The sequence below is a fragment of the Pseudosporangium ferrugineum genome (assembly GCF_003002065.1).
GTDB lineage: Bacteria > Actinomycetota > Actinomycetes > Mycobacteriales > Micromonosporaceae > Actinoplanes > Actinoplanes ferrugineus_A.
In genome coordinates, this window is the sequence record NZ_PVZG01000066.1 from 1 (window position 1) to 3,978 (window position 3,978).

The 3,978-nt window shown below is 60.3% G+C and carries 3 protein-coding genes and 1 pseudogene; 3 read left to right on the forward strand and 1 reads right to left on the reverse strand.

What is annotated here, in order from left to right:
- Positions 1-112: 112 nt before the first annotated feature.
- From CLV70_RS38640 to CLV70_RS42210, 3 genes are all read left to right on the forward strand, one after another.
- On the forward strand, positions 113-1,150 hold the full coding sequence (locus tag CLV70_RS38640) for a hypothetical protein (RefSeq protein WP_146164361.1): 1,038 nt from the start codon (positions 113-115) through the stop codon (positions 1,148-1,150).
- Between the two features lie 327 nt (positions 1,151-1,477).
- Entirely contained in the window at positions 1,478-2,488 is a 1,011-nt protein-coding gene (locus CLV70_RS38645; protein WP_106131571.1) for a ParA family protein, read from the forward strand.
- 295 nt (positions 2,489-2,783) lie between these two features.
- Positions 2,784-3,365, forward strand: coding sequence for an SIR2 family NAD-dependent protein deacylase (locus CLV70_RS42210; RefSeq protein WP_425440288.1), 582 nt, complete (start codon positions 2,784-2,786; stop codon positions 3,363-3,365).
- A gap of 91 nt (positions 3,366-3,456) precedes the next feature.
- Here the strand turns inward: CLV70_RS42210 and CLV70_RS38655 are convergent.
- Positions 3,457-3,825 (reverse strand): annotated as a pseudogene (locus CLV70_RS38655) (transposase); the annotation flags it as partial.
- Between the last annotated feature and the right edge of the window lie 153 nt (positions 3,826-3,978).

Genomic DNA, 3,978 nt, shown 5'->3' on the forward strand with positions numbered 1-3,978 from the left:
GCAGCGATCTGGCACAACAACAAGACCGGCGCACCCGTCACCCGGTCACTGATCGCCTACGACCACTGACCGGGATATCGGAACTACTCGTCTAGAGTTGCCGAAGGACTCCGTGGTTCCCGACGATGCCCGTGCTCACGGCATCGACCTGGTGCTGGGCCGTCCGCAGGGGTTGGCGGCCATCGCCCTGCGGCAGGTGCTGGGCACGCCCGAGCCACCGCTCTGGCCGTCGGTCGCGCTGCCCGGCGAGGGTTTCAAGGAGCGGTTCGAGCGCTGGCAGACCGACCTGCGTGCCACACACCCTGACGAGGCGATCGCGCAGTCCTGGGTATGGCTGCTCGCCGACCTGGGCGAACTGGACCTGGCCGTGGCGATGGTCGAGAAGCTCGGCGACGGCGTTCCCGGGGCGAAACTGCGGCATGCCGAGATCGTCTACACCCGTGCCCGAGGGGGCGACCGGGAGAACGCCCGCAGGATGTTCCGGGAGGTCGCCGCCGAGACCACTGACGCTGCCACGCGGATGCACTGTCTGCTTCGGCTTGGCGACATCGCAAGGGGCCGGGCCGGTCGGCAGGCCCGAGGCGTATGGGTAATCCCGCACCTCGCCGAGTCGTACCTGCGCGCTGTCCAGGTGCTGGTCGCTACCCGTGGGGGACGCCTGCGGCCGGAGGAGGGCGGCGACGCGTACCGGCTTCTCCAACAAACCTCGCTGCGCCTGTTCGAACAGATGGCGGCGGTCGGGCCCCGCCTCGCCTGGCCGGTGATTGGCGCATGGTGCGGCGGCGCCGCGCGCTGGGGCGACCGGGCGACCCGGCTGGTCCGAAACGGCAACCGGCTCGCACTGATCCGTCAGCACCGGGCGATGCTGCGGTCCCTGGCCGTGCTGCTGCGAGGCCGCCCGGCGCCGGCGGATGTGCGAGGCGAAATGCGGGCGTTACGGGCTACATACCAGGCCGCGGACGACATACCGGGCGCGGCCAACTGCACCGTCACCCTTGCCGTGCTGGCCCGCGCCGACGGCGACCGGTCAGCCGCCCGGTGCTTACTCGACGCGGCGATGGCCGATTACACGGTTGGCCGACCCGACGGCCTTCCGCTGGCGGCCGGGGAGGCGCTGGTGAAGATCGTGCGCCGACTTCTCGAACGCTAGTCGGTCCGGCACGGACGGCGACCTTCCCTTCATGTCAAGCGGTGGCGAGGATGCTGCCGGATCGTCGATGTGATTTGCTTGTGGCATGGGGACGAGTGCATCTTTGCAAGACTCTCGCATACAATCTGGAGTCGTATGCCCTTTGCGGAGAAACTCGGCAGCATAGCGCGTCCAGAGTGGCCGAAGTCTCGATGGTTGCTCGGCAAAGTTTAAGGCAGCTGGCACAATAGGCGTCCGGCACACGGATGCTAACTCCGGCAATGGGAAATGGGGTGGCACTTATTTCCTCGGTGTGTAAAAACTGCGGCTTAGGGAGATTGAAACGCGATGCAATCACTAGCTTTCTTCAATAACAAGGGCGGTGTAGGAAAGACAACGTTAGCTTGCAACATGGCTTCTTATTTTGCGCGTGAGCACGATCTAAATGTCTTGGTGGTGGACTGCGACCCCCAGTGCAATGCTTCACAGCTCCTTCTGGCAGAGGAAATGTGGGAGGATCTATACGCAAATCGTCGAGATTCCTCGAATAAGACACTTTTGAAGGCTCTGCGGCATATACGTGCGGGCGACAGTCAAGTCGATACCGACCTGCCCCTATATAAAAGTGAAAGATTCGGCTGCGACGTACTGGCCGGACATCCCGGGCTTTCAATCCTCGAAGATAGATTCAGTTCATCATGGGGCGAGCTTCTTCAGGGTACTCCGGGCGGAGCACGACGGACCTTATGGGCCGGTACATTAGCATCATCGGTAAGATATGACCTCGTCATATTCGATCTTGGTCCTAGCTTGGGCGCGTTGAATCGATCCGTTCTTCTCGGCAGCGAGTTTTTCATGACGCCCATGTCGGCTGACCTATTTAGTCTATATGCGCTTGACAATATTGGGACGTGGATCAAGAGTTGGGTGCGAGATTACGAGAGGTCCGCAAAGACAATTCGAGAAGAGCACGATGACGATTTTGTCGAAGGTGGACTTCCCGAGACTCTGCCCGTTGCGTCCGGATATCTCGGCTACACCGTTCAGCAGTACGTCACCAAGAATACGGGCGGCCAACTGCGCGCGGTTAACGCGTACGACCGATATCGCCGTCAAATTCCGGAGCGTGCCCAGGTTTTGGCGGAATATCAAGCGCCAAGTGTTGTTGACCTCAACATTGGGTTGGTTCCCAACATGTTTTCGATGGTGCCGTTGGCGCAGGCGCAACACGCACCTATCTCTGACCTTACGCCGGCGGACGGAGTACGGGGAGCGCAGGTAAGCCAGCATAAGCGTTACGTCGCAAGACTGCGCGAGATTGGGCAGCGGCTCGCCGAGAATCTTGGTATCGGCGGGTGATGCACAGATGACTTCCGATACAACCCTTGCAAGAAGATGGCCTAAAGATCTGCTAGACCGCATAGTTGAGCGGGATTACGTCTTGGTCGTGGGTGCCGGAATCTCGTCCGCCTGCCTCAACGGAAAGATGCAGCGACCTCCCGGATGGGAGGCCCTGCTGAAGACGCTGAGTCGAGAATTTGCAAGTGGTGCGGCGAAGACGGAAGCAAGTAAACTAATCGGGGATGGGAACTTCCTCGATGCGGCCGAGCTCGTAAGAAGCCAGGCTGAAGATCGGTCACGCACCAAGGACTTCATGAGGTTGATCTCAGAAAGTGTCGACGGCAAGAAACCAGACAATTTCCAACCCGCGCCTATACATGACGTGCTTCTACGACTTGATCCACGAATCATCGTTACAACTAACTATGATTCGATCTTGGAGCGGGCGTCCTCCAATGGTTACAGGGTGAAGACTTATGCGTCGACCGACGTAGGGCACGAGGTTAGAACTGGTGCGCCACTGTTGCTTAAAATACACGGGTCGGTCGATGCAGAGCTTGATTTAGTGCTCACTCGATCGGACTATTCCCGCTTGCGGCGCACCGGTCGAGCCGCTCTGGACGTACTTGAAGCTTTACTGTTGACTAGGACGACCCTATTCGTTGGTTTTAGTCTATCTGACCCTGACATTCAACTTCTGCTGGAAAATAATATGGGCCGTGAGGTCGACTCCGGCGCACATTACATGTTGACTAGCTCTTCTGTGCCGAACCACCGAAGACGTGCGCTCGTGAGGAGCTACGGCGTGGAGCTCATTCAGCACCAAGATGGTGACTATGCAGAAGCGGCTAGGATGTTGGAGCTACTGGCCGACTTGGTTGAGTCCTCAAAATAGGATTTCCGGGGCATGTTGGTGAGCTGCAACTACAGCAGCCGAGCGTTCCGGCAGAGCAGATGACCTTACGGATCTCCACGTCGAAGGCGACATCGCGAGGCACCCGGACCTCGACCGGGCCGACGTCGGTCAGAACGGTCTTGGCTCGGTGACCGTTGCGGGAGTTCCCGCTGCCGCGGCCCTGCGGGTCGTGCTTGTCGTAGCCGACGTGATCGGTGATCTCACCCTTGAGCGCGGATTCCAGGACCCGCTTGGTCAGCTTCTGCAGCAGCCCACCCCCACCAGTCAATCTCAGCCCGTCACCACGGGCCCGGTCCACCAACACCGCGATCAGCTGCTCGTCGGTGGCCGAACTGGCCGGCTCACCGGCAGGGTCGTGCTCGACGATCGGATCGGTCGTCATCGTGGCACAGGTTGGCTTTCCGCGGCTTGGGACGCCGAGATGTCTCACGACGTCCATGCGGATGTGGTCTCGTTCGGAAGTGGACACGGGCAGCCTCATGGAGGCAGCCGGTATTTACTGAGCTTTTGGGGTCAGGGTCAGGGCGGTGCCAGTCCGCTGGTGGCGAGGAATCCGTAGGCGAGGGTGGGCCGGTACTGCATCTGTTTGAGC

Bases quoted from the DNA above. Each gene is read 5' to 3' on its own strand.
- CLV70_RS38645 (WP_106131571.1), top strand. From the start codon at position 1,478: ATGCAATCACTAGCTTTCTTCAATAACAAGGGCGGTGTAGGAAAGACA.
- CLV70_RS42210 (WP_425440288.1), top strand. From the start codon at position 2,784: ATGAGGTTGATCTCAGAAAGTGTCGACGGCAAGAAACCAGACAATTTC.